Genomic DNA, 24551 nt, shown 5'->3' with positions numbered 1-24551 from the left:
CTGGTTTAATAAATGCTTTAATGACCAATCAGCGCGTTGAGCGCCAGTACCCCCAGCAGGCCCATGACGCCCACAATAGTTTCCATCACGGACCACGACAGGAAGGTGTCTTTTATGCTGATGTTAAAGTACTCTTTGAACATCCAGAAACCGGCATCGTTGACATGTGAGAACATCAGGCTGCCCGCTCCTATCGACAGTACCATCAGGTTAGGATCTACCTGCCCCGTGGCAATAAACGGCGCCATCATGCCTGCGGCCGTGAGCCCGGCCACGGTAGCGGAACCAATGCTGGCGCGGATGACAGCGGCCATCAGCCAGCCCAGCACCAACACCGGGATGTGCCAGGAACTCATGGCCCCGGCTATCTGCGCACTCACGCCGCTACCGGCCAGCACTTCCTTCAACGCACCCGACCCCGCTATGATCAACATCACCATGGCAATGTCTTTCACCGATTCTGCGTATATGTTCATGATGTCTTTCAGCGACTTCCGCTGCGCGACGCCCAACGAAAAAGTGGCGATCAGCAAACAACACAGCATCACTACCGATGCATCGCCGGCAAAAGAGAGAAAACCATGCAGCCGCGAATTCACCGGGGTGATATGCAACACCCCGGTGGTGATAACAAGCAACAATACCGGCAACAAGGCCGTTAAAAAACTGTTCACTGCTCCAGGCAAAACATGCGCCTGATTTTCCTGCGACTGAAAAAGAGGAGATGGCGACGCCGGTATTTTTTTCAGATAACGGGCAAATAACGGTCCCGCCACTACGATGGCCGGCACCGCCACTATCAGGCCGTATATCAGCGTCAGTCCCATATTGGCGTGAAACTGTGTCACCAGCGCCACCGGCGAGGGATGCGGCGGTAAAAAGCCATGGGTGACAGACAAAGCCGCCAGCGTGGGTAACCCGATATATACCGCCGGCAGCTTGTATTGGTAGACCACAGAAAATATCAAGGGAACGAGCAACACGAAGCCCACACCGTAATACAACGGGATGCCGATAATAAAGCCAGCCACCAGCAATGCCCACTGTATGTAACGCGTACCGAATAAACGGATCAGCGTCTGCGCGATCTGCCGCGCCGCGCCGCTCTCCGCTACCAGCTTGCCCAACATGGCCCCCAGGATGATGATGATCAATAACCCGCCCATCGTGTCACCGATGCCTTTCTGCATGGCGCCGGTAATGGACTGTAACGGCATGCCCAGCCACCAGCCCGCCAGTGCGGACACGATCAGAAAAGCCACAAAGACGTTGCATTTGGCCAGTGTTACCAGTACCATCAGCAACAGGATGCATAAAACAACGATCAAAAATGCCATGCCGTATAAAATGTAATGCTAACGTGGAATCAATACGCACAGCATCAGTTAACAATAATTTCGTCCGCCAGCAACATAGCCCTGCCTCCGGCGCCATATTCGCCGGCAGGGACCACGCCCCTGTTGATGGCAGTCACTTTAATATACCGCGCCTGTACCGGTTTTACGGTCAACCGTACGGCATTAATACCATTTACCGGGAAACTATCAGCCACGGCTATACGCTCAAAGCTTTTACCGTCTGAAGACGCTTCAAACACCAGCGACACAGGCGCCCACATTTTCTGCCAGTGATAGTTGAGCACATTGGCGCCCACCAGCTTTATTTCCTGTACGTTGCCCAGGTCTATGGTCGCCTGCAGGTCCCGGGCAGAGAAGCCCAGCCACTGCCCGTCATTGAAACGGTGCGTACCGGCGATCCCGTTTACCAGCAATGAAGGCGCAGCGGTATATTTGGTATTGGGCGGTTGCTGCCATGTTACCCGCGCGCCGGTAGCTTTGCAGATTTCAAACGGTTGACGGAACAACCGCCCCACTGGTTTGCCCTGCACAAACAATTGCGCCTGTAATATGGCACTGCGGCCAATATGAACAGGGCCCTTATACGCCGGGCTACCGGCAACGGGCACACTCCCATCTGTTGTATAACGGACCACTGCGCCCGGCTGATGTGCGTGCAGGCTCACGTACAGACTGCCAGGGGCCAGGCTGTCCAACCGGTAGTTGATCTCTTTATAGGTGGTATAACGGTCACCCGTTAACGCAGCGAGCCTTTGTGTGAACTGGTTGTAATCCCTCACGGTGGCTGGCGACCAGGCCCTTTCGGCCGTCGCCTGCAACCGGGGATAGATCATATAGTTGGCCTTTGTTTCTGTAGACAGATATTCACTCCATATGCCGCCCTGAATGCCTGCGATATAAGGCAGCAACGCCGTATCACCGGCAGCCACCAGTGGCTCATAACCATACACAGCTTCCAGTGGCGTATAACCAGCCGCCGCGGTCTGCTCCTCAGGGTACAGTGACTGGTAGTGGTCAAAATACAATTCATCTTCCGGTGTCATGATCACCTGCTGCTGTTGTCTGGCGGCCATCACCGCACCTTCCACGCCGCGCCAGCTCATCACCGTGGCGCCCGGCGCCAGCCCTCCTTCCAGGATCTCGTCCCAGCCGATGATACGGCGCCCTTTGCTGTTCACATAATCGCTGATACGGCGGATGAAATAACTCTGCAAGGCGTCTTCATCAGCCAGATGTTCCACCTTCATCCGTTGCTGGCAGGCCGCACACTCCTTCCATCTCACCTTTGGGCATTCGTCACCACCGATATGAATATACGAAGAAGGGAACAGGGCGATCACTTCATCCAGCACGTCCTGTAAAAAGAGGAAGGTGCTGTCCTTACCTGCACAGAACACATCATCGAAGATGCCCCAGAACTGAGCGGTTTTATAAGGGCCACCGGTGCAGCCCAGCGACGGATAAGCCGCCATGGCGGCCAGCGCATGGCCGGGCATTTCTATTTCCGGAATTACATTAATGTGCCGGGCGGCGGCATAGGCCACTACTTCCTTCACCTGCTCCTGCGTGTAGTAGCCGCCGTATTTTTCACCGTCGAAACGATGCGGCAGCTCTTTCTTATGCCCGATCATGGTCTGATCGCGCCAGGCTGCCACTTCCTGCAGGCGGGGATATTTTTTGATCTCAATGCGCCATCCCTGGTCGTCCGTCAGATGCCAGTGGAAATTGTTGAACTTATACAACGCCAGCTGATCAATGAAATTTTTGACATAGTCTATTGAAAAGAAATGCCGGCTCACATCCAGGTGCATGCCACGGTACCCAAAGCGGGGATAGTCCGTGATCATCGCTCCCGGCAATACCAGTCCGCCGCCGGCTGCCGGTTTCCACAGCTGCCGCAGCGTAGCGATGCCATGACCGATGCCCGCTGCATCATGTGCCGTCAGCGTCACCTGCTGCGGCGTTACGCGCAACAGGTATCCTTCCGGCTGTTTCACCGCCAGTGAATCGATAGACAAACTAACGGCAGCGGCTGTACGTCGTTTTACCGGACGGTCGCTAACGGCCTGCATATACGATTGCAGCAACGCTGCGTCCTGCTCCAGGCCGGGCATGGCCTTTATTGCCGCGCGGGCGGTAATAAAAGCGCTGTCAGCTGTCCAGGAAGCGGCCACCGGCAAAGGAATCAGGGCTGCCGGAGCGGCAACCCTTTTTCCTTGTGCGAGGAGGCATGTATGAACCGTTATGAGTACAGAAAACAGGAATACTCTTTTCATGATTATTTGTCCCACCATATTCTGGTTGTTAATAAATCTGGTCCTTGTCTCTTTACGGCTTCATTGTAGTTGGGCCCGTTGATACCCTGCTCTGTCTGCGAATAGGGCAGCCTGCGCGGGATGGTGCCGCCTGTTACATTACCGGTGTAGTTCACCGGCACCAGTACCGGGTAACCGGTACGACGCCAGTTCGCGTAAGCCTCCTGCTCGTCAAGCAGCAACGCTACCCAGAACTGGGTATGGATCTGTTCCATCTGTGCATCAAAGGAGCCGCCGGTATTCAGGGCGTTATCCGTCACATATTGGCTGATACGCTCCGGCGCGATGGTGCCCGCAGCGCCAAACAGGCTCCAGTTGCGCAAGGCGGCAGTCACACCGTTGGCATACAGCTGTGCTTTATCACCGGAGCTCCAGCCACGCAGCGCTACTTCACTGAGCAGCAGGTTCATCTCCGCATTGGTCATCACCAGCAGCGGTGAAGCATAGTTGAGGATAGTAGCCGGGTTAGGCTCTGAATAAGAAGCGGGGTTGGCCGGTTTCACATCGGTACCGTTGGCCATGCCTTTTTGTAAAGCGGCGGTAGTATCCGGGTTGCCGTTCGTCCATACCACGGACACTACGCCCAGCCGCGGATCATTATGGTTTTTCAGGAAATCGATAAACGTCTTGCTGAACTTGCCCCATTCCTGGTTGCTGGCGCCTTTGGAAGAAGGCACATAGTCCTGGTTTACCAGTTCAAAAGCAATGGGATTGTTGTTATAGGTCTGCGGACCGTTGGAATATCTTACCACCGCATTGTCTGCTGCATCGGTGATCACGCCGCCGGCCACTGCTTTCTGTGCCCAGTCTTTGGCGATCACTTTGGTGCTGGTGGCGCGGGTGGTGCGCATGGCCAGCCGCAGCATCAGGGAGTAGCCGAATTTTTTCCATTGGGCGATGTTGCCTTTATAGATCAGGTCTGCATTGCCAAAGGTGGTCTTGGAAGCATCGAATGATTTAATAGCGTCTTCCGTTTCTTTCAGCAGCGCGGCATAGATATCTTCCTGCGCATCATATTTAGGCTGAAAGAGATTGGATTTACCACGGGTAGCCTCGCTGTAAGGCACATCGCCGTACAGGTCAGTGATACGCTGCATGAGCAGTACTTTCCAGAGACGGGCCACCGCGAGCTTGTTCACATTCTCCGGCGCCTGCGCTGCTTCGATGATCTCGGCCAGCGTGGTCATCGTATTCGTATAGATGTTCCGGTAGTAAAAGCTCTGGTAGAAATCATTGACGGCGTATTTGTCACCGGCGCCGGAGCCGGCCATCTCCTTGGCGATGGCATAATGCTGGATATACGTGCCGCTATGCAGGTACGAGGTGAAGAAATAAGCACGGTCCAGTGGCAGGTTACCTTTCAGCAGACTTTGCGTGAACAGCAAATCAATATTTGGTTTTTCGGAAGCATTCGGGTTTACGTTGAGCGCTTCAAAGTCTTTGTCACAGGAAGCTAACCCCAACACCGCTCCTAAGAGCAAAATGAATTTATATCTGGCAATACGTTGCATGAGCTGATCAATTTTAAGAATGAACTAAAGTTTTACCTGGAGATTTACGCCATAGCTCCGGGTACGGGGCACCCCGAACATTTCAAAGCCTTGCGCATTGGAGTTGCTGAAGGTTGATTCCGGATCAATATTGGGCGCATTCTTATACAGGATAAACAGGTTCCTTGCTACGAAAGAAACGGTAGCGCCCTGCAGTTTGGCAAAGGCAAACACTTTCGTCGGGATGTTGTAGCTGAGCACCACCTGACGCAGTTTGATGAAGCTGGCGTCGTATACAAATTTCTCAGAGAGGTTTTTGTAGTTGTCGTAGTACGCCTGCAGACCGGTAGCGTAGGTAAATGTTTTGGTAAACGGTTTGCCGTCCTGGTCTACGCCGGTAACGGTAAGACCGTCTTCCCTGCCTGGCAGGGTGATCTTGTTCAGGCCGAAGCGGGTAGCATACAGGTTGGTAGCGGAATATACATGTCCGCCGAATTTACCGTCGATCAGGAAGCTCAGGTTAAAACGTTTGTAGGTAAAGTTGTTGGTGATACCCGCAGAGAACGGGGACACGCCGGTGCCGAGGTCAGTCAGGCCGGTACGCATTTCATAGCCGGTGGCTTTGTCGTATACGGTATTGCCGCTGGCGTCTTTCAGTACTTTAAAGCCTTTGATGGTGCTGTAGGCTTTGCCGATTTCCGCAAAAATATAGGCGTAGCTGTTAACGCTTACGTCCAGCTGGAGGCTGTTGATGCCTTCAGTCAGTTTCAGCACTTCGTTTTTATTATAGGCCATATTGTAGCTGATGTCCCAGGAGAAATTCTTCTGTTTGACCGGCACGCCGGTCAGCAATACTTCCACGCCTTTGTTGCTCATTTCGCCTACGTTGAGGATAGCGAAGTTATACCCTGACGCCGGGGAGATGGCCGCCTGCATGATATCGTTGGTGGTTTTGCGGCTATACACCGTAATGTCAGCAGACAAGCGGTTGTTGAGCATACGCGCTTCGATACCGGCTTCGAAAGTAGTAGAGAGCAGCGGCTTCAGGTTGGGGTTGGGTGCTTGCAGCAGACCGGAACCGCTACCCTGGGAAGTAGTCTGGGTAGGCGTTTGCAGCGGTTGGCCGAGGTGGCCGCCGCCGGAAAGCACGGAGTAAGTCTGACGCAGGATATAAGGCTGTGGCGTAGCACCGCCTACCTGTGCCCATGACGTACGTACTTTGGCGTAGTTGATCCAGGAAGGCATTTTCACTGCTTCAGACAGCAGGAAGCTGGCACCTACGGAAGGATAAAAGATGTTGTTGTTTTGTGGCGACAGCGTAGAGAACCAGTCATTGCGGCCGGTGGCGGTCAGGAACAACAGGTCTTTGAAAGACAGGTCCACGGAGCCGAACAGGGAGTTGGTGGCCTGCCGCTGGTTTACGTTGGTGGTGTTAAGGCTTACCACGTTGGACGGGTCATAGAAGCCGGGCGCGAAGAAGTCCGTACCGTTCAGGTTTGTTCCGTCAGATATGGATTTGCGCCTGTTGCCGCCTGCCATGGCGGTGATGGCGAGGTCGCGGCTCAGTTTGCCCTGGTAGTTGATGGTCAGTTCGCCGTTGGTTTCAGTGGCGATGGTATTGTACTGCTGATAGAGGCCTTTCGGAGCGAAGAGCGTACCAGTGGGCACGATACCGGTGTAGTTGATGTTCAGATAATCATGGCTTACACGACCGCGCACGAAGAGGTTGTCCAGCAGGTTGTATTTGATGCTGGCGTTACCGATAAAACGTTTGCGGTCATCGTTGTTACGAAAGCGGTTAGCTACAAAGTAGGGGTTGGAAGCGAAACCGGAGGGGTTCCATTCCACTTCTTTATCGGTGGCGTCATAACCCGGATTGAGGTTACGGATATCTACGGTGTTGGCGATCATGTACGTGCCCCAGTTAACGTTGCCGGGCGCGTCGGAGACGCTGCTTCTGTTTTTGGCCTTTTCCACGTTGTACTGCGCATAGGCCTCAATGGAGAGGCGTTTGCCCAGGTTGGAGGCAATGCTTACCGAGCCGATTTTTTTGTTGAGCGACTGGCTGGGCACCAGGCTGCGGTTGTTCATATCGGACAGGGATACACGATATTTTGTGTTTTCGTTGCCGCCGGAGAACGCCAGTGTATTGGTGAACGTGTTGCCGGTGTTATAGAAGTTTTTGATGTTGTTTTTCTGGGCCACATAAGGGCGTTCCACCCCGTCGAACTGGACCACGTTGCTGCCGTCGATTTTCGGTCCCCAGGAGAGGCGGCCTGCCGCGATAGCTTCAGCTTTGGTGGTGGGCTTTTTGCCTTTCTCGCCGGAGCCGTACTCATATTGCCAGTCAGGAATAATGGACGGTGTTTCCAGGGTGTAGGTGGTGTTATAGTCTACGCCGATGCCTTTCTGTGCCACGCCTTTTTTGGTGGTGATAAGGATAACGCCATTGGAGGCGCGGGCGCCGTAGAGGGCTGCTGCCGGGCCGCCTTTGAGCACGGTGATGGATTCAATATCGTCGGGGTTGATGCCTGCGATACCGTCGCCGCGGTCATAGTTGAGCCCATTGGAAGCGCCGCTGGTGATGGTGCTTTGGGTGGTGTTGTCGATGGGCATGCCGTTTACCACGTACAGCGGCTGGTTGTCGCCGTTGAGGGAGCCGTTGCCGCGGATGATGACACGGCTGGAGCCACCGGGGCCGCTGGCGAGGCTGGAGGCGTTCACGCCGGCGATTTTACCGGTGAGTGCGTCTGCCACGTTGATTTCGCGGGCCTGTGTGAATTCGCTGCCTTTTACTTCGGTGACAGCATAGGCCAGTGCTTTTTTCTCTTTTTTGATACCCAGTGCCGTTACCACCAGTTCACCCAGCGCTTTGGTATTTGTTGTCAGCTGGATGTTGATGTTGGACTGTCCCCGGGATACTTTTACCTCTTTACGGTCGTACCCTACGAAGGTGACGGCGAGGGTAATTTCACCGGTGACGGAGGAAGGTATTTTAATAGAAAACTGACCGGTTTCGCTGGTCAGGGCGCCGATGCCTTTAGCGCCGACGAGCGACACGGAGGCGCCGATGATTTTTTGTCCGTCGCCTGCGCTGGTGACGGTCCCGGATACCAGGTCGGACTGGGCATAGCTACAGACAGAAAATAACAGGCCCAGGAGTGGCAGGAATATCTTCGGAAAGTTGGCCACGGTTATGATATGCTTCATCATGTGGTTTGGTTGATAGTTAGTTCTTCAAATAATGCGGAAATTACAGGGATAAAAATAGGAATTCCTGCGAAAACTGCAAATTATTTGCAATTATTTTGCGGTCAACATGCAAAAAACACTAATAACAATAAAACAATATCAACATAATTGTTTAAAAGTCAAACATTTAAATCATTACAAAAAATGCAGAAAAATTATTTATCTTCCAAAAGTGCAAAATTCTGTCGGTTCTGTTATTTTTGCCCCAGACCCATGTTATGGCCATGCAAAAAAGGAGCGGTGCGTTTTTTGCATATGCCCGTTTTTTTGTCTATCATCACCCTTTGAATTTATCAGATGCTATGGATAGTATGAACACACAGGACCAGATACCCCCGGTTTCCCTCACGAAGAAGTCCAGGAAACAGCTTATCATTCAGCAGGTAAACATCCATACCCGTATCACTTATAGTGAATTGGTAAGCCTGATCAATGTTTCTGAAGACACCATCCGCCGGGATGTGAACGAGTTGGCAGACGACGGGGAAGTTGTGAAGATCAAGGGAGGCGCCATGTCCATTGCCTATCATTATGGCCACGAGTCGGAGACCTATGCGCAAACCAATAAACTGGTCATTGCCGAGAAAACGCTGCAACTGCTGCGGGATGACATGATCGTGCTCATCGGCGGCGGCACCACCATCCGCGAATTCATCAAAAAAATCCCCCCTACCCTGCGGGCCACCTTTATTACCGTCAACGTCTTATCAGCCGTGGAACTGCTGGACAAGCCCATGATCAAAACCATCGTGATCGGCGGCCAGATCTCTGCCTACAGCCAGATGACCGTCAGTGGCGAAGTGTTTGAATACCTGTCCAATATCAAGGCTGACCTGTGCATCATCGGCACCAACGCCATCGATCCGGTCAACGGCCTCACCGACGCCGACTGGGAAACTATCCAGGTCAAAAAAGCCATGATCAAAGCTGCCGATAAAGTGGCCATCCTCGCTATATCCGAAAAGCTCAACAGTTCCATGAAAATGAAAATCGCCGATTTACAGGACATACACTATCTCATCACTGAGCTGCCGGCCGGCAGCGAGGCATTACAAGGGTATAAAGCCAAAAACCTGGAGATACTGTAAATGCCTTTTAACCCCAGGGCTGAAGCCCCGGGCGACATTCTGTTATTTGGTTTTCTTTAATAAAGCCCCGTGTTGAGGCTGAATGACATGTTTTCCCTAAATAAGCCTGAACAGGTCTATTCGTATAGCTAACTACCGTTATCCTGCCAGACAGAACATGCACCCTTGTTTTCAATGACAATTTCATGACAATAATATTTACCCCGACAGCGCCCGTTCACTGCTTTTGTCATGCAGAGGGATTTATATATTATATTGATAATCAATTATTTAATTTAACACAGAATCAGTCACCCACCAAAGAATAATCATTCATTTATACTTCTTTTTAGAAAAAATATGACAATCATAAAAATATCTGGATATTTTTTAAGAATTTAGCGCCTACCTTTAAAATTATGAAAATGAGCAAAATACCCGCTACCTTATTTGACAAAGTATGGGATTCACATGCGGTCAGGAAAATCGAAGACGGTCCTGATGTGTTGTTTATTGACCGTCACTTCATTCACGAAGTAACCAGCCCGGTAGCCTTTCTGGGACTGGAAAACAGGGGCCTGAGCGTGATGTTCCCTGAAAAAACCTTTGCTACTGCCGATCACAATACGCCTACTATCAACCAGCACCTGCCGGTACAGGACCCGCTTTCCGCCAACCAGCTGAAAGCACTGGAGTCCAATACCGCTAAATATGGCATCTCCCACTGGGGACTGGGCAATCCCCGCAATGGTATCGTTCACGTGGTGGGACCGGAAAACGGTATCACCCTGCCAGGCATGACCATTGTATGTGGCGACTCCCACACTTCCACCCACGGAGCCTTTGGCGCGATCGCTTTCGGCATCGGCACCTCCGAAGTGGAAATGGTGCTCTCCTCTCAGTGCATCATGCAGCAGAAACCGAAGAAAATGCGTATAACCGTTACCGGTACCACCGGTAAAGGCATTACGCCAAAAGACGTAACGCTTTATATCATCTCCCAGCTCACCGCCGCAGGGGCCACCGGTTATTTCGTGGAATATGCGGGTGAAGTATTTGAGCAAATGAGCATGGAAGGCCGTATGACCGTCTGCAACATGAGCATCGAAATGGGCGCCCGCGGCGGTATCATCGCTCCGGACGAGACCACCTTCGCCTATATCAAAGGCCGCGAAAAAGCCCCGCAAGGAGCTGCCTGGGATAACGCTGTCGCCTATTGGAAAACATTAAAAACAGAAGAAGGCGCCACCTTCGACAAAGAATACACCTTCAACGCCGCGGACATTGAACCGATGATCACCTATGGCACCAACCCCGGCATGGGCATGGGCATCACCCAACGCATCCCGGTGGCACAGGAAGCCGGAGGCAGCGCCGCCAGCTACGAAAAATCACTGCAATACATGGGCTTCCAGGAACAGGAACCTATGCTCGGCAAAAAAGTGGACTATGTATTCATCGGCAGCTGTACCAACGGCCGCATCGAAGACTTCCGCGCTTTCGCCTCTGTCGTAAAAGGACGCAAAAAAGCAGATGGCGTGACCGCCTGGATCGTTCCCGGTTCACACATCGTAGAGCAACAGATCCGTGAAGAAGGTATCCTCGACATCCTCACCGCCGCCGGCTTTGAGCTGCGCCAGCCCGGATGTTCCGCCTGCCTCGCCATGAACGACGATAAAGTTCCGGCCGGCAAATATGCGGTCAGCACCAGCAACCGCAACTTCGAAGGCCGCCAGGGCCCCGGTTCCCGTACCATGCTCGCCAGCCCGCTGGTAGCCGCTGCCGCCGCCGTAACCGGCGTGGTAACCGACCCGCGCGAACTGATCTGATCCCTTTTCTGTCATCCTTTAACAACACAAACAACAACATGGCTTACGATAAATTTACGGTACTGAAAAGCTCGGCGGTGCCGATGCCGATTGAAAACGTGGACACCGACCAGATCATCCCGGCCCGCTTCCTGAAAGCGACCGAACGCAAAGGATTTGGCGACAACCTGTTCCGCGACTGGCGATATAACGCTGACGGCTCTCCGAAAAATGATTTCGTTTTAAACAACCCGATCTACTCCGGTAAAATACTGGTCGGCGGTAAAAACTTCGGTAGCGGCTCCAGCCGCGAACACGCTGCCTGGGCCATCTACGACTACGGCTTCCGTTGCGTGGTGTCCAGCTTCTTCGCCGACATCTTCAAAAACAATTCACTCAACATCGGTATCCTGCCCGTACAGGTAAGCCCGGAGTTCTTACATAAAATATTCACCGCCATAGAAAGCAACCCTGCCTCCGAACTGGTGGTAGACCTCCCGGCACAAACCATCACCATCTCCGCTACCGGCGAAAGCGAGACATTCGATATCAACAGCTACAAAAAGCACAACCTGATCAACGGTTATGACGACATCGACTATCTGCAGGCCATGAAAGAAGACATCAAAACCTTCGCCGCCAAGAGTATGTATTAACGATAATTATTCAGCCTTATGCCAGTACCGCAGCGCCACATTGAAATAATGGACACCACCCTCCGCGACGGTGAACAAACCAGCGGCGTTTCCTTTTCGCCCTCGGAAAAACTGACCATCGCCCAGGTCCTGCTCACAGAAGTAAAAGTAGACAGGATTGAAATCGCCTCCGCCCGCGTGTCGGACGGCGAACTAGCGGCCGTGAAAGCGATTACCAAATGGGCGAAGACGAACGGCCTGCTCAACAAAGTGGAAGTGCTCACCTTCGTTGATGGCGACGTGTCTGTACAATGGATGTTGCAGGCCGGCGCCAAAGTCATGAACCTGCTCACCAAAGGTTCACTCAACCATCTCACCCATCAGCTGAAGAAAAAACCGGCGGAACACTTTACAGACGTCGGCGAAGTCATCGCCCTCGCCCGCCAAAAAGGACTGGACTGCAACGTATACCTCGAAGACTGGAGCAACGGCATGCGCCACTCCCGCGACTACGTATATCAATACCTCGATTTCCTGCAACACCAGCCTGTTAAAAGGGTGATGCTGCCCGATACCCTGGGCGTGCTCACCCCCGGCGAAGTACAGGAATATATCAGCGAGATCGTGCAGCGGTACCCGCAGATGCATTTCGATTTCCACGCCCATAACGACTACGACCTGGGCACCGCCAATGTGCTGGAAGGCGTGAAAGCCGGCGCACATGGCATCCACCTCACCATCAACGGGATGGGCGAAAGGGCCGGTAACGCGCCCCTCGCCAGCGCTATCGCCGTACTCAACGATTTTCTGCCCGGCGTTAAAACAGCCGTGTCTGAAAAATCACTCTACAGCGCCAGCAAACTGGTGGAAACCTTCTCCGGTATCCGTATCCCGGCCAACAAACCAGTGGTGGGCGACAATGTGTTCACCCAAACGGCCGGCATCCATGCCGACGGCGATAAAAAGAACAAACTGTATTTCAGCGACCTGATGCCGGAACGCTTCGGACGTCAACGCCTGTACGCACTTGGCAAAACCAGCGGCAAGGCCAATATCGAAAATAACCTGCACCAGCTGGGCATACAGCTGTCCGATGCCAACCTGAAAAAGGTGACGCAACGCATCATCGAACTGGGCGATAAAAAGGAAGTGGTTACACAGGCCGACCTCCCCTACATCATCTCGGATATTCTCGACAGCAGCCGGATAGAGGAAAAGGTGAAAATAGAAAACTATGTGCTCACCCATTCCAAAAACCTCCACCCTTCCGTGACGCTCAGAATATCAGTGGAAGGGGAACTTTTTGAAGAACATTCGCAGGGTGACGGTCAATACGACGCCTTCATGAATGCCCTGAAAAAAGTATACCAAAAGAAAAAACGCGAACTGCCGGCACTCACCGACTATTCCGTTCACATCCCTCCCGGCGGTAAGAGTGACGCCCTGTGCGAAACGATCATCACCTGGAGCTTCCAGAACAAAGAGTTCAAAACGCGGGGACTGGACAGCGATCAGACCGTGTCTGCCATCAAAGCCACCCAAAAAATGCTCAATTTAATCTGACATCATTATCATGGCAACCAAACATATTTTAATTGTTCCCGGCGACGGGATCGGACAGGAAGTAACGGCCGTAGGAAAAAAAGTGCTCGACAAAATAGCTGCCCGCTTTGGCCATACCTTCACCTATGACGAAGCCCTCGTGGGCCACGCCGCCATAGAAGCCACCGGCAACCCGCTGCCGGATGAAACACTGACCAAAATGCGCGCCTCCGACGCCATCCTGTTCGGCGCCGTAGGTCACCCGAAATATGACAACGACCCTTCCGCCAAAGTAAGGCCGGAACAGGGACTGCTGAAGATGCGCAAGGAGCTGGGCCTGTACGCCAACCTGCGCCCCATTAAACTGTTCGACGAACTGCTCGATGCTTCCAGTATCAAACCGGAAATCCTGAAAGGCGCCGACATTCTGTTCTTCCGGGAACTGACCGGCGACATCTACTTCGGTGACAAAGGCCGTAAAAACAATGGCGATACCGCCTTCGATATCGCGGAATACAGCCGCTTTGAAGTAGAACGCATTGCCCGCAAAGCTTTTGAAGCCGCCCGCACCCGCCGCAAAAAACTCTGCTCCGTTGACAAAGCCAACGTGATAGAGACCTCCCGGCTGTGGCGTGAAGTGATTCAGAAAATAGCGCCCGAATATCCTGACGTGGAAGTGGAACACCAGTTCGTAGATGCCACCGCCATGCTGCTGATAAAAGACCCGCGCCGCTTCGATGTGGTGGTGACCGCCAACCTCTTTGGCGACATCCTTACCGATGAAGCGTCCCAGATAGCCGGCTCCATGGGCATGCTGGCTTCCGCGTCCGTAGGTGATGGCACCGGTGTATACGAGCCTATCCACGGTTCCGCGCACGACATCACCGGCAAAGGCGTGGCCAACCCGCTGGCCTCCATCCTCTCCGCCGCCCTCCTGCTGGACATCTCCTTCGGCATGAAAGCAGAGTCCGACGCGGTGATCAACGCAGTAGACCAGGTACTGAAAGCCGGTTTCCGCACCCGCGATATCGCCAACGCACAAACGCCGACCGATATGATCAAAGGCACCGATGCTATCGGAGAAGAAGTACTGAAAAGAATATAACCTTTTTAATACCCAACGCCCGCCAGAAGCCGCTATGGCCTCTTGGCGGGCGTTTCATTTTAGCGTAACTTCAGCTATCATTCTCCAAAAACATATCTTATGGGACCATTGATCATTACCGCCTCCATGCAGATGGCCAAACCACCACAGGAAATCTTCGACGCCATCGTTGATCCGGAGAAAATGAGCAATTACTTCATCGCCTCCGGCAGCGGCCGGATGGTGGAAGGGGAAACCGTCGTATGGGCGTTTGCAGAAGAGCCGACCAGGTTCGACATTCCCGTAAAGAAAATCGTACCGGACAAAGAAATCCACTTTGAATGGGAAGGCGCTGCACAGCATCAGACACAGGTAAAGATCGAGCTGGCGCCCACCAAAAGCGGCGGCACCCTGGTCACCGTTACAGAAGGCGAACTGCCACTGGACGCGAAAGGGTTAAAATGGTTCTCACAAAATACTTTCGGCTGGACCAACTTCCTCGACTGCCTGAAAGCTTATCTCGAATATAGTATCAATCTGCGCAAAGGCGCTTTTGACTTCGTACAGGCATCATCCTGATATAAAATCAGACGGCGGCAGGTCATCGCCCGGACACAAAAAAAAGACCGGTCCATACGGGCCGGTCTTTTTGTATAAAATATATTGTCGTTATTCGATGTCCAGTTTCCGGAGAACGTTGTTGACAACCCTGTCGCACCGGATAAGGTGGAATGGGAACACCACATCGTTTTTATAGAAGTTGGAAATATGTTCACGGAGCATCAACTTCGCCCTGATCTGGCGGACTTTCACATTGACCCGGGAGATATCCAGCACTTTGGCCGTTTCGGCGACATTGAGTTGTTCCAGTTCCCGCAGTACGAAAACGGCCCGGTATTTCTCCGGGATGCTCAGCAGCGCTTTTTCCAGCACTTCGCCCAACTCTTTGTTAATGACTGTGTCCACAGGTGTTTTGGTTTTCGCAGTATCCTGACGCTCCTCCACAGCTGAAATATCCTCGCTGGCCCCTCTTTTCGCCCTTTTCAGGTGCTGGTGGCACTCATTGATCATAATCCTTTTGAGCCAGGTGCCAAAAGCGGCTTCCTGCCGGAACTGGTCCAGGTGCTGATAGGCGTTGATGTAGGTCTGCTGCATCACATCCTCCGTGTCCATGTCATTGTTCAGGAAAGACATCCCGATCCGGAACAGACTGGCGTTATAGCGGCGCATCAGCGTTTCATATAACCTTTTCTCTCCTGCCAGCACCCTGGCGATAATTTCATTGTCAGTAAGCGTCTCAACGGGTTGAATAATACTCATTCAGATAGTAATTAGATGGTTAAAGTGAAAATAAGTTACAAAAAATGGAAACATTTTGTAACCTTTTCTGAAATCCGTACTCTAATCCATATCAACAGGCCCATAAAAGCCTGACTATTAACCTAAGTAAACCTAATAAGCGCAAACTAAAACAATGATCACAGGCCGAAAACATCAACAGACCGCCGTTACCCTGCCACCTTTAACGCACCAGCGTATCCAGGAGTTGAAACAAACCCCTAAAGGCCAGCATATTATGCAGGAAGCGTTCCAGGTCTTCCCGGAACTGGTCAAATCCCTTACCGCCGCCTTACAGGAGAAACTTACCCGTTTTGAACAAGCCCGTACTAAAGATGCCGGCTCCCCGGAAGGATTGACCCTCAACACGCTGGTGGATGATTACCAGTTTCTGGAATTCGTTCAGCATATTATGTTCGTGAAATGGAGGGAAGAAAAGAATAAACAGTATTCCCCCGAAGATACACAGGTGAATTAACCGGTTGTATTTCAGGCGTTCATTGTTCCTGTTCTTAACAGGTACAGGTTTCCATGCCCAAATTGCAGGGTTTGATATACCTCAAAGCCCCTTTTGGTGGGCCTCCATGGCACCCGACAAGATAAATACCTGGTAATTTTTTTTGGAGGAAAATGATTTCCTGCTAATTTTGCCGCCATGAGATAACTATTTACACCTTCCTTCGCGGGTATCCTGCCTGCCGCCGTCCGGGCTTCCTATTGCCGGGCGCTTTTTTTTATTTATTTATTTCAACTTTTACCTCCTGTATTCATATGCAATCTGCATATCATCCTTCCCGTTTGCTATTCATCGTGTTGGTGGTAGTGATAGACACTGCCGGTTTTGGTTTGATTTTCCCGGTACTTCCCCAGTTGCTCCGCGAGCTGCTTCATGCCGACATCAGTACAGCAGCCCGTTACGGTGGCTGGCTGGCTTTTGCCTATGCCTCCATGCAATTTGTATTTGCACCGGTGCTGGGCGGACTAAGCGACCGTTACGGCAGGCGGCCGGTGTTGCTGTTTTCCCTGCTGGGCTTTTCTGTTGATTGTTTGTTCCTCGCTGTTGCGCCCAATGTGCAGTGGTTATTTGCAGGCCGCGCCATTGCGGGCATCACCGGCGCCAGCTACGCCGTTGCCTCCGCCTGTGTGGCCGATATCAGCACCAGCGAGAACCGTACCCGTTATTACGGGTTGATCAATGCCGCCTTTGGCCTCGGCTTCATCATCGGTCCGGTGCTGGGCGGATCACTGGGACGGTGGGGCACACATATGCCCTTCATCGCAGCGGCAGCGCTCAGCTTCTTCAATTTCCTGCTGGGATATTCCTTTTTCCCTGAATCCCTGCCGGTGGCGAAACGCCGGGCTTTTGACTGGAAGAGGGCCAATCCGCTGGGCGCTTTGCGGCACCTGACGCGCTTTCCGCTGGTCAAATCACTGATACTGTCTATGCTGCTGGTATCTTTCGCCACACACAGCATGGAGAGCGTGTGGGCTTTCTTCACCATAGAAAAGTTCTGTTGGAGCAACCAGCTGGTGGGTTATTCACTGGCTTTAACCGGCGTCTTGTCCATCCTGTCACAAACATGGCTGGTAAGCGCATTGACTACCCGGCTCAGTGACCGGCAGATGGCCATTATCGGACTGTTATGTATGACCATTGGTTACCTGTTGTTCGCTTTTGCCGGATGGCAGTGGGTATTGCTGCCTGCCCTCATTATTTACATTGCCGGCAGCATACAGGGCACCGCAATGCAGAGTATTGTCGCCGGCGCCATGCCCGACAATGAACAGGGTGAGTTGCAGGGTGGACTGGGCAGCCTCATGGGACTAACCACGCTGCTGGCACCGCCGCTGCTGACCAGCAGCTTCGCCTGGGCCACGGCGCGTACTTCACCGGTGTATTTTCCCGGCATGCCCTATCTGATAGCAGCGGTGCTGACGGTATGCGGGCTTTTACTGTTGCTGAAAGGGTTTCGTCAGTCAGCGCGGTAGCTTTTTCGTATAGCCATATCATGCAGGCACGGTAGCAGCAGTAATACAATCCACGACCAGGACAGCATCACAGGAGTTAAGGCCTGCGCCCCAGCAGGCGTTGAACTCGAGCACAAACCAGCCTGTTTGCGGGGAACAGGCGATATCCACAACAACGGCGGCCGGCAAATCGCCGGCATGATGCTGCAGAAAGGCGTTAACAAATGCTTCTCCGGCGAACAGGTCGGCTTCCCCCTCATACAGCGCGATGTCTTTCACCTGGCCGTTCAGCACAAAACAACGGGCTTCGGCTATAATGGGCGAAACGATGGACGACATCATTACTGCCTCTTCCGGAGGCAGTGTGCCCGTTGCCTCCCGGAAATCGGCCAGCGTATTAAAGATGCCGGGCCTGAACATTTTTGGGATAACAGGTTTTACAAAAACAGGGAAATCCGTCTCCCGCAGGGCGCCTGCTTCGCGCAGCGAAATAGTCCGCTGGCTCCAACGGACGCCTAACCGGGTAATCAGCGTATCATCCGGCGACAATAGTTCAGCGCCATACAGTTGTGCCAACACAAAAGCAAAAGCCTGATTGCCATACACCGCCACGGGCCGTCCGGCGATCGTTTCATCGCTGACCCAGTATTTACCCAGGCGGCGGACTTCCCCGCCCCTGTCAGCCCATGCGGCCGCCACTGCGTCCAACTCCACGTCTGTCTTTTCAGGAATTAATAATATTGGTAACATATCTCCCGGAAATTAGTAAAAAGCAGACAGCACCACAACTATTCAATAAAATCATTGAATAGTTGATTTTTCCGTATTTTTATACCTTATGAAAACAGCTGCGAGAAAATTCAAAGACACGGTTTATGCAGAGTTGTCCAAAACCGCGAAAGCACTGGGCAACCCGCACCGCATGGAGATCATAGACCTTTTGGCACAGGGGCCTTTTACAGTGGAGACCATCGCCCGCTATACAGGCATGAGCATCGCCAATACATCACAGCACCTGCAGGTATTGAAGAACGCGCAGCTGGTGACCATTAGCCGTAAAGGCAACTACATCCACTATCAGTTGGCCGGAGAAAATGTGTACGCCGCCTGGACATCCCTGCGGGAGCTGGGCATGGCGCACAATACCGAAGTCAGAAAAGCGATCGACCACTACCGCAAAGGACGCCGTAACGGCGAAGTGGTCACCGCAGAAGAGCTGCTGGACAAAGTGCATGCCGGCGACGTTATTGTACTGGACGTAAGGCCGGAAGATGAATATCACCGCGGACATATACACCGGGCCATTTCCATTCCGCTGGACCAGCTCCAGGAACGTATCCGCGAACTGTCCAAAAAACAGGAGATCGTCGCCTACTGCCGCGGTTCCCTCTGCATGCTGGTAGATGAGGCTGTGAACCTGCTCATACAGGAAGGCTATAAAGCCAGCAAATTTAATGACGGATACAAGGACTGGGCACTGAGAGGGTACCCTACCGCTATGACAATGTAAAAGAGATGAGTTATCTGAAAAACACTTTCCGGGAAGTAAACAACCCGCAGGATTTTAAACAGGAATACCTGTCCAGCCCCGCCCACTCTTTCTGCGAGGCCTGCGACAATATTGCACAGCAACAGACCAGCAATTTTTTCGAGATAGCCACGCTGGAGCAACTGAAGCGTCTGCATAAAAACAAGACTTTCTCCGCCACCCGCCGCAAGTTTTATTCTATCATTCTACTGACAGGCGGCACTGTACAGGAAACCATCGGGTACAATACCTATACCTTTGAGCCGGGAGTGCTGTACTTTATTCCCGAAAGCCAGCTGCATGCGATTCACCACTGGAGCGAAGATGTAACCGGTTACCACTGTATTTTCGACGCAGACTATTTCCTCCTTTGTTTGAAAAATCAGGTCAAGCTGCACCAATACCCTTTTTTCCAGCATGATAAAAAACCATTCATCCGTTTGTCTTCTGCTGAAACAGAAATGGTGGCGGGCCTGTTCAACAAGTTAAAGGAAGAACATTGTAACCGGCAGACATTCAACGACGACCTGCTGGTACGTTTATACCTCAATGTATTATTGATAGAAACAGAGCGGATATTCCTGGCGCTGCACAGCGAAGCCGATCCGCATATGCCCCGCAAAGAGCAGCTGGTAGCCTCATTCAGGAACCTGGTCACTAAACATTACCGCGAATACAAACAAGTATCGGACTATGCCAAACTGTTGTTTGTAAACCCGCATCACCTGAATGACACCGTCAAAGAAATCACGGGAAATCCGGCCAGCAGCTTTATCCACCGGCAACTGATCACAGAAGCCAAAGCTCAGCTGATACAAAGCAGCGAGAGTATTGCAGACATTGCGGACCATCTCAACTTTGCCGACCAGTCGTATTTCTGCCGTTTCTTTAAAAAACATACAGGCATCACGCCCATGCAGTACCGCCATGGCCACCGGCATCAGGGGCATTAAAAAACTGCCGTTTGTACTAAAACTCCGCCGGAACGTATCACGATTCCCGCGGCCACCCCGCCTAATTTTGCTGGTATAAAAACGAGATGATATGAGCCAGCAACACGCAACGCTACTACAGTTCTTTGCCACGTGGTGTTACCCCTGCAAAGTGCTGACGCCCATCGTCAACGCGGTGGAAACAAAAATGAATGACCAGCTTCAGGTGAGCCGTATTGATATTGACCAGGAAGAAGACCTGGGCAGCCGTTTTCATATAATGGCCGTGCCCACCCTGGTACTCATGAAAGATAACACGGAAATATGGCGCCATACCGGCGTACTGTCTGAACAACAACTCAAAACAGCGCTGGGATCAGCGCTGTCCGGCAAGCTATAAATATCAATGGTTGGTTTCTGTGACTACAGAAAGCATAAAAAAAAGGTGTTCAATCCCGGGGGACCAGTCACGGTATCCCCGTTTTTTTTACCTGTACCAGTAGTGTCCATAGTAATGGTGATGGTAATACGGGCGGTGGTAATATCCCGGGCGGTCATGGACCACCAGGCAACTACTTAATCCTCCCACCAACACCAGCGCTATGACGATGAACTTTAACGTTTTCATAATCATAAACTTTTGTTGTGATGCATTGGCGGTTCCCTCAAACCCTGCAGCAGTTCGGGTTCCTGGAGGTAATAATGATAAAAGCGTGCCAGAGTGGGGCAAGGAATGTTATTTAGTGTTAATGGCTGTAGCGGACATGATTATGGCTCATCCAAAGGTCTTTCTATCCAACTCACACTGTCGGGATAAGGCACGGAAAAATCCATAAAGTCTTTGTAAAAGACCAAAAGTCTGTTGTTGTTGATGTCCCCTTCCGCATACACAACAGGAAGATGTTTATCCATCAGAAGGCGGCAGCGCAGCGTAGACAATCCTTCGATGATCTGTTCATTTTGATATAGTTTTCCATCCACATAAAAATAATACAACAATTTCACTCCAGGGCTTCTGGCGGGAAGTGAGAAGCCTATCACAGTTCCCTCTACCACCTTATGGTGGTACTTTAACATGTCAGCTCTTTTGGTGGTACAGATCAAACCATAAATACATAAAACTACCAACGTGACAACTATGGTAAACTGAAATCCCACCTGCTTATCATCTATCCATTCTTTTAGTCGCTGATATTTTGAGCGTTCCATTTTTCCTTTTTACTAACTGCAACATTCCCTTTTTGCAAAAGGAATCACAGGTAGATTTTTATGATACCTGAATCCGACACCATCAAACTATCTCCCCAGCTTCTCCACAGCCTGCTCCACCGTCGGCACAAAACTAATATGCCGGCCCTTATTGCTTTCATAAATAAAATCACGGATGCTCTTGCCGGGATATTTTTCGAAATCGCCGATAATGCTCAGTTGCATATGATAGTTAATAAACTTCTGCAGCACTTCACCGGCGATACCGGTTTTCAGGTCAAAGAAATCGGGTATGATGTTCTTTTCATGTATCATCATCTTATCGAAATCCTGGTAGTGTACATCAACAATTAATTGCAATGCTTCATCGGGGTTATTGATCAGTATTTTATCTGAAATCACTTCAGCAATGCGTACCGTACCGGTTTCGTGAATAGCCAGGGTCATTTCTCTCTGAATTTTAACAGGCAGCAAGATAGATTTTTTTTGGAAGATGCCCGAAAATACGCCAATTTGCCTCCTTGTTAACCAGCCGCACATCAGTGCCTGAAAGAAAATAATAATCATGTCATGTCGCACCGTATCTACCTCTACAACCTGGACAACGAAGTGAACCGCCCCGCTCCGGAAATTCCGGCTGATGGTACTTTGGAGAGTATATTGCCTGTTATCGGTGGCCATGATGGCCACAGCATTACCTTGATGGAATGGAAGTATGAATTTCCTTTTTTCCTCCATCCATTATTTGCCGGTCGCCCTTACCTGGGCACTCCCGCTTACAACGGGCAAAACGGCGGCCTCTATGCTGACGCACCGGCAGGTATTGCCGCACTGAAAAGACTATACGATTTTATCGATACCCATGCCGGTGTGCTCACCGATAATCCGGTAGCTTTCCGGGCTGCTAAAGAAAACATCTTTGATTTCCTGGAAAACAAAGCCGGTCATGACAGCTTTCATCTGGATGCGTGGGACGTGTTCAACATGAGCGATGAGCCCCATGAAGAACAGGCCGAGGAACTGCTGGAGCAGATCAAAGACACCAATGCCGCCATTGAAGCGGCTATTGCCGCCAATGATCCGCTGCTGCTCAACGAATGCCCTGATGTGCAGCACAACCCTTATCACTTCAAAACCTTCCGGGACTTTTTTAGTACCAGTGCCTATGGTTACGGCTGGGATGTCATCCAATCGGGCTATTATGAGGCTGAAGAAGAAGATTCCAACCAGCAGGCATTCACTGAAAATGGCCTCACCGGCCTGAAAGTGGACGGTCAGGTGGTGATACCAGCGGCATACGACGAAGTATTTATCTTTCCGGAAAATGAAGACTTCGCGATCGTTAGCCGGGAAGGCAAATGGGGCTATGTAAACCGGCAGGGGCAACTGGTTTCCGGCCTGGTATATGATGAGGCGTACGACGTGGTTAGCGGTCAGGCCCTGGTAAAATCAGGTACGCAGATGTATATCGTTGTACCGGGGAATGCTCTCCCGGCTAACGGCTACGATGATATCTTTTACCTTTCTGAAACACCCTTGTTATATATCGTGGGCAGGGAAGAGCGCTATGGCGTCGTTGACGCCGCAGGCGACCAGCTCCTGCCCATGGTGTTCGCGCAGGACATTGAACTGTCAGACTTCTCGGGGGTACAGATCATTTCCGCACGCCATTCCGATACCAATATAAGGCACTACTATACTTCCGGCTTCACCCGCGTCGGCGATGACAGCATCGACGAAGTACAATGGGGCGGCACCTGCAAGGACGACTCCCTCCTTCTTTTCATCCGCTACAAACCCGGAAAACAATGTGGTCTTTTTAGCCCGGAAGGAAAGGAATTGCTACCGATCATCTACGATGAGCTGGAGGTGCTAATGGGTGGGACCGTGGTGGTACGGCAGGGCAGGAACAGTGGTATCTATTCCCTGAATAAAGGCTGGCAGGTCCCGTTGTCTCCCATAGAAATTGAATCCATCGGAGAATATGCCTGTCTGCTTACGCAAAACGGTAAAACAGGGCTGTTCGTGAGCCAACATGATGTGGTCATACCACCGGCCTATGATGTGATTGCCCGGGAATTTATCTGGCATGATACCAATGAATGGGACACTCTTGCAGTTAATGCTGACGGCGCGTTTTCCATCCATCACGACGGCAGGGTAACCCCGCTGACAATGGCCGATATTTCAGCCATACTGGGTGAAGATACACGTTACCGTTATTCGAAAGAAATGCTGGATGCCCTTGCCCGGCTGGCCGGCGACGACCTTCCGGCAGACCTGTTGCATGAAAGAGGATCTGCGGCGCTGGAGGCACAGCAATACGAAGAGGCGGTACGTTTGTTTAAAGTGGCTGCCGATAAAGGCAGCAAAGACGCGATGAGCGACCTGGGCTATATCTATGAGGCTATCGAAGGCTACACCGATGACATAGCCGCATTTGAATGGTACGCCCGTGGCGTGGCAGCCGGTTCACCCCATGCTGCCAACGGGCTCGGCAACTGCTATCAGTATGGCACCGGCACTTCGCCCGACATTCGCAAAGCACTGGAACTATACCAGCAAGCGGCGTCACAACATGTGCCCTACGCACATTACAACCTGGGTATGTTATACTATGAAGGTATTAAAGTACCGAAAGATGATCAGCAGGCGCTAAAACACTTCGTATATGCGAGCAGGTTTGGTATTGATTGTTATAACTACGTAGGTACGCTCTTCGAAGTGGCCGAAGACTATAAAAACGCAGTAGACGCCTATCGCAGTGGCATTAAAAACAAAGATGAATACTGCGCCTTCAATATGGCCCGGCTTTATGAACTGGGACAAGGTGTAAAAACAGATGCCCGTAAGGCACTCTCCCACTATATGAAAGCCGTGGAGTTTGGAATGGACGATGCGCTCCTGGAACTGCGCCGCATGTATCTCTACAACGAAGATGTAAAAGACGAAACACGGGCACGCCAGTACGAACAACAGGCCCGCGATGCCGGACTGGACATCCCCGGATGATATAAAACAGGGC

21 protein-coding genes are annotated in these 24551 nt (G+C 51.7%); 12 read left to right on the top strand and 9 right to left on the bottom strand.

Annotation, left to right across the window (positions count from 1 at the left end; all coding sequences use genetic code 11):
• Positions 1-17: 17 nt before the first annotated feature.
• From ACTJJS_RS10480 to ACTJJS_RS10465, 4 genes are read right to left on the bottom strand one after another with little or no spacing between them, the layout of a single operon-like run.
• On the bottom strand, positions 18-1337 hold the full coding sequence (locus ACTJJS_RS10480; protein WP_440663640.1) for a gluconate:H+ symporter: 1320 nt from the start codon (positions 1335-1337) through the stop codon (positions 18-20).
• A gap of 44 nt (positions 1338-1381) precedes the next feature.
• Positions 1382-3634: a glycoside hydrolase family 20 protein gene (locus ACTJJS_RS10475; protein ID WP_440663639.1), complete on the bottom strand. Its 2253-nt coding sequence runs from the start codon at positions 3632-3634 to the stop codon at positions 1382-1384.
• 2 nt (positions 3635-3636) lie between these two features.
• On the bottom strand, positions 3637-5184 hold the full coding sequence (locus tag ACTJJS_RS10470) for a SusD/RagB family nutrient-binding outer membrane lipoprotein (RefSeq protein ID WP_440663638.1): 1548 nt from the start codon (positions 5182-5184) through the stop codon (positions 3637-3639).
• Between the two features lie 24 nt (positions 5185-5208).
• The gene (locus ACTJJS_RS10465; protein ID WP_440663637.1) at positions 5209-8376 is read right to left on the bottom strand and encodes a SusC/RagA family TonB-linked outer membrane protein; all 3168 of its coding nucleotides are present in this window, start codon (positions 8374-8376) and stop codon (positions 5209-5211) included.
• 341 nt (positions 8377-8717) lie between these two features.
• On the opposite strand from ACTJJS_RS10465, the gene ACTJJS_RS10460 reads away from it, so the two are divergent.
• The 6 genes from ACTJJS_RS10460 to ACTJJS_RS10435 all read left to right on the top strand — a co-directional run bounded on the left by ACTJJS_RS10460 (position 8718) and on the right by ACTJJS_RS10435 (position 15130).
• Complete coding sequence (locus ACTJJS_RS10460; RefSeq protein WP_440663636.1) at positions 8718-9503, top strand: DeoR/GlpR family DNA-binding transcription regulator; 786 nt, start codon at positions 8718-8720, stop codon at positions 9501-9503.
• Between the two features lie 404 nt (positions 9504-9907).
• Positions 9908-11311, top strand: coding sequence for a 3-isopropylmalate dehydratase large subunit (leuC, locus tag ACTJJS_RS10455; RefSeq protein WP_168872880.1), 1404 nt, complete (start codon positions 9908-9910; stop codon positions 11309-11311).
• 38 nt (positions 11312-11349) lie between these two features.
• A complete protein-coding gene (gene leuD, locus ACTJJS_RS10450; protein ID WP_168872879.1) occupies positions 11350-11946 on the top strand; it encodes a 3-isopropylmalate dehydratase small subunit in 597 nt (198 codons plus the stop codon).
• An 18-nt stretch (positions 11947-11964) separates the two neighbouring features.
• The gene (locus ACTJJS_RS10445; RefSeq protein ID WP_343744246.1) at positions 11965-13488 is read left to right on the top strand and encodes an alpha-isopropylmalate synthase regulatory domain-containing protein; all 1524 of its coding nucleotides are present in this window, start codon (positions 11965-11967) and stop codon (positions 13486-13488) included.
• Positions 13489-13498: 10 nt separating this feature from the next.
• Entirely contained in the window at positions 13499-14572 is a 1074-nt protein-coding gene (leuB, locus tag ACTJJS_RS10440; protein WP_440663635.1) for a 3-isopropylmalate dehydrogenase, read from the top strand.
• A 99-nt stretch (positions 14573-14671) separates the two neighbouring features.
• Positions 14672-15130 (top strand): SRPBCC domain-containing protein, encoded by a 459-nt coding sequence (locus ACTJJS_RS10435; protein ID WP_440663634.1) that lies wholly within the window; start codon positions 14672-14674, stop codon positions 15128-15130.
• A 90-nt stretch (positions 15131-15220) separates the two neighbouring features.
• Here the strand turns inward: ACTJJS_RS10435 and ACTJJS_RS10430 are convergent, their stop codons facing one another.
• On the bottom strand, positions 15221-15871 hold the full coding sequence (locus ACTJJS_RS10430) for an RNA polymerase sigma factor (RefSeq protein ID WP_168872875.1): 651 nt from the start codon (positions 15869-15871) through the stop codon (positions 15221-15223).
• Positions 15872-16025: 154 nt separating this feature from the next.
• Here ACTJJS_RS10430 and ACTJJS_RS10425 point away from each other — a divergent pair, with 154 nt between their 5' ends.
• Complete coding sequence (locus tag ACTJJS_RS10425) at positions 16026-16367, top strand: hypothetical protein (RefSeq protein ID WP_440663633.1); 342 nt, start codon at positions 16026-16028, stop codon at positions 16365-16367.
• Between the two features lie 293 nt (positions 16368-16660).
• Positions 16661-17878 (top strand): TCR/Tet family MFS transporter, encoded by a 1218-nt coding sequence (locus ACTJJS_RS10420; RefSeq protein ID WP_440663632.1) that lies wholly within the window; start codon positions 16661-16663, stop codon positions 17876-17878.
• Between the two features lie 18 nt (positions 17879-17896).
• Here ACTJJS_RS10420 and ACTJJS_RS10415 read toward each other — a convergent pair whose 3' ends face one another.
• Complete coding sequence (locus tag ACTJJS_RS10415; RefSeq protein ID WP_440663631.1) at positions 17897-18607, bottom strand: ATP-grasp domain-containing protein; 711 nt, start codon at positions 18605-18607, stop codon at positions 17897-17899.
• Positions 18608-18695: 88 nt separating this feature from the next.
• On the opposite strand from ACTJJS_RS10415, the gene ACTJJS_RS10410 reads away from it, so the two are divergent.
• The 3 genes from ACTJJS_RS10410 (at position 18696) to ACTJJS_RS10400 (ending at position 20717) form a co-directional block, all read left to right on the top strand.
• Positions 18696-19367: an ArsR/SmtB family transcription factor gene (locus ACTJJS_RS10410; RefSeq protein WP_440663630.1), complete on the top strand. Its 672-nt coding sequence runs from the start codon at positions 18696-18698 to the stop codon at positions 19365-19367.
• 5 nt (positions 19368-19372) lie between these two features.
• Complete coding sequence (locus ACTJJS_RS10405) at positions 19373-20338, top strand: helix-turn-helix domain-containing protein (RefSeq protein WP_440663629.1); 966 nt, start codon at positions 19373-19375, stop codon at positions 20336-20338.
• 91 nt (positions 20339-20429) lie between these two features.
• Entirely contained in the window at positions 20430-20717 is a 288-nt protein-coding gene (locus ACTJJS_RS10400) for a thioredoxin family protein (protein ID WP_440663628.1), read from the top strand.
• An 87-nt stretch (positions 20718-20804) separates the two neighbouring features.
• On the opposite strand, the gene ACTJJS_RS10395 is transcribed toward ACTJJS_RS10400, so the two are convergent.
• The 3 genes from ACTJJS_RS10395 to ACTJJS_RS10385 all read right to left on the bottom strand — a co-directional run bounded on the left by ACTJJS_RS10395 (position 20805) and on the right by ACTJJS_RS10385 (position 21973).
• On the bottom strand, positions 20805-20945 hold the full coding sequence (locus ACTJJS_RS10395; protein ID WP_168872868.1) for a hypothetical protein: 141 nt from the start codon (positions 20943-20945) through the stop codon (positions 20805-20807).
• Between the two features lie 140 nt (positions 20946-21085).
• Complete coding sequence (locus ACTJJS_RS10390) at positions 21086-21526, bottom strand: hypothetical protein (protein WP_440663627.1); 441 nt, start codon at positions 21524-21526, stop codon at positions 21086-21088.
• Between the two features lie 87 nt (positions 21527-21613).
• On the bottom strand, positions 21614-21973 hold the full coding sequence (locus ACTJJS_RS10385) for a DUF4180 domain-containing protein (protein WP_440663626.1): 360 nt from the start codon (positions 21971-21973) through the stop codon (positions 21614-21616).
• A 123-nt stretch (positions 21974-22096) separates the two neighbouring features.
• Between ACTJJS_RS10385 and ACTJJS_RS10380 the strand changes: the two genes are divergently transcribed.
• On the top strand, positions 22097-24538 hold the full coding sequence (locus ACTJJS_RS10380; RefSeq protein WP_440663625.1) for an SEL1-like repeat protein: 2442 nt from the start codon (positions 22097-22099) through the stop codon (positions 24536-24538).
• The last annotated feature ends 13 nt before the right edge of the window (positions 24539-24551 follow it).

Source organism: Chitinophaga sp. 22308, assembly GCF_052045305.1.
GTDB lineage: Bacteria > Bacteroidota > Bacteroidia > Chitinophagales > Chitinophagaceae > Chitinophaga > Chitinophaga varians_A.
The sequence above is the reverse complement of the archived record's forward strand: the minus strand, read 5'-3'. Positions and strand labels throughout refer to the sequence as shown.

What these genes read in the sequence shown, in the direction of transcription:
- ACTJJS_RS10460 (WP_440663636.1), top strand. Translation starts at nt 8,718, where the DNA reads ATGGATAGTATGAACACACAGGACCAGATACCCCCGGTTTCCCTCACG.
- ACTJJS_RS10390 (WP_440663627.1), bottom strand. Translation starts at nt 21,526, where the DNA reads ATGGAACGCTCAAAATATCAGCGACTAAAAGAATGGATAGATGATAAG.
- ACTJJS_RS10465 (WP_440663637.1), bottom strand. Translation starts at nt 8,376, where the DNA reads ATGATGAAGCATATCATAACCGTGGCCAACTTTCCGAAGATATTCCTG.
- ACTJJS_RS10425 (WP_440663633.1), top strand. Translation starts at nt 16,026, where the DNA reads ATGATCACAGGCCGAAAACATCAACAGACCGCCGTTACCCTGCCACCT.
- ACTJJS_RS10385 (WP_440663626.1), bottom strand. Translation starts at nt 21,973, where the DNA reads ATGACCCTGGCTATTCACGAAACCGGTACGGTACGCATTGCTGAAGTG.
- ACTJJS_RS10470 (WP_440663638.1), bottom strand. Translation starts at nt 5,184, where the DNA reads ATGCAACGTATTGCCAGATATAAATTCATTTTGCTCTTAGGAGCGGTG.
- ACTJJS_RS10380 (WP_440663625.1), top strand. Translation starts at nt 22,097, where the DNA reads ATGTCGCACCGTATCTACCTCTACAACCTGGACAACGAAGTGAACCGC.
- ACTJJS_RS10400 (WP_440663628.1), top strand. Translation starts at nt 20,430, where the DNA reads ATGAGCCAGCAACACGCAACGCTACTACAGTTCTTTGCCACGTGGTGT.
- leuC (WP_168872880.1), top strand. Translation starts at nt 9,908, where the DNA reads ATGAGCAAAATACCCGCTACCTTATTTGACAAAGTATGGGATTCACAT.
- leuD (WP_168872879.1), top strand. Translation starts at nt 11,350, where the DNA reads ATGGCTTACGATAAATTTACGGTACTGAAAAGCTCGGCGGTGCCGATG.
- leuB (WP_440663635.1), top strand. Translation starts at nt 13,499, where the DNA reads ATGGCAACCAAACATATTTTAATTGTTCCCGGCGACGGGATCGGACAG.
- ACTJJS_RS10430 (WP_168872875.1), bottom strand. Translation starts at nt 15,871, where the DNA reads ATGAGTATTATTCAACCCGTTGAGACGCTTACTGACAATGAAATTATC.
- ACTJJS_RS10480 (WP_440663640.1), bottom strand. Translation starts at nt 1,337, where the DNA reads ATGGCATTTTTGATCGTTGTTTTATGCATCCTGTTGCTGATGGTACTG.
- ACTJJS_RS10435 (WP_440663634.1), top strand. Translation starts at nt 14,672, where the DNA reads ATGGGACCATTGATCATTACCGCCTCCATGCAGATGGCCAAACCACCA.
- ACTJJS_RS10445 (WP_343744246.1), top strand. Translation starts at nt 11,965, where the DNA reads ATGCCAGTACCGCAGCGCCACATTGAAATAATGGACACCACCCTCCGC.
- ACTJJS_RS10410 (WP_440663630.1), top strand. Translation starts at nt 18,696, where the DNA reads ATGAAAACAGCTGCGAGAAAATTCAAAGACACGGTTTATGCAGAGTTG.
- ACTJJS_RS10420 (WP_440663632.1), top strand. Translation starts at nt 16,661, where the DNA reads ATGCAATCTGCATATCATCCTTCCCGTTTGCTATTCATCGTGTTGGTG.
- ACTJJS_RS10405 (WP_440663629.1), top strand. Translation starts at nt 19,373, where the DNA reads ATGAGTTATCTGAAAAACACTTTCCGGGAAGTAAACAACCCGCAGGAT.
- ACTJJS_RS10475 (WP_440663639.1), bottom strand. Translation starts at nt 3,634, where the DNA reads ATGAAAAGAGTATTCCTGTTTTCTGTACTCATAACGGTTCATACATGC.
- ACTJJS_RS10415 (WP_440663631.1), bottom strand. Translation starts at nt 18,607, where the DNA reads ATGTTACCAATATTATTAATTCCTGAAAAGACAGACGTGGAGTTGGAC.
- ACTJJS_RS10395 (WP_168872868.1), bottom strand. Translation starts at nt 20,945, where the DNA reads ATGAAAACGTTAAAGTTCATCGTCATAGCGCTGGTGTTGGTGGGAGGA.